At 52.6% G+C, this 380-nt stretch carries 1 protein-coding gene; it reads right to left on the bottom strand.

Annotation, left to right across the window (positions count from 1 at the left end):
* On the bottom strand, positions 1 to 380 hold a 380-nt coding region (locus H5180_RS23360), incomplete at both ends, for an Ig-like domain-containing protein (protein ID WP_182759264.1).

A 380-nucleotide genomic window follows, 5' to 3' on the forward strand; every position in this document is an offset into this window, starting at 1 on the left:
GCCGTCACAGTACGCGATTGGTTATTCGCGCCATCGCTGATAATCACACTGACACTGGCATTGGCTTCTGCGCCAGAGCCGGTGATCAATACACTGCCATCTTCTACAGCATTGATCCGGCCATCAACCTCAATCGGGGTGGCAATCGTTAAGGCATTCGGTGCTGCGTTATCTAAAATCACTGAGGTGCTGGCTGCAGTTGAGGTGTTACCCGCCGCATCACTTTGTGTGGCGCTGACGGTGAGCGTGCCATCATTAAAGCTGCTGACATCAAACTCACTACCACTGATAGTCCATGCCCCAGAGCCATCAGCCGTCACAGTACGCGATTGGTTATTCGAACCATCGCTGATAGTCACACTGACACTGGCATTGGCTTC

It is taken from the genome of Pseudoalteromonas sp. SR41-4, from assembly GCF_014163985.1.
GTDB lineage: Bacteria > Pseudomonadota > Gammaproteobacteria > Enterobacterales > Alteromonadaceae > Pseudoalteromonas > Pseudoalteromonas rhizosphaerae.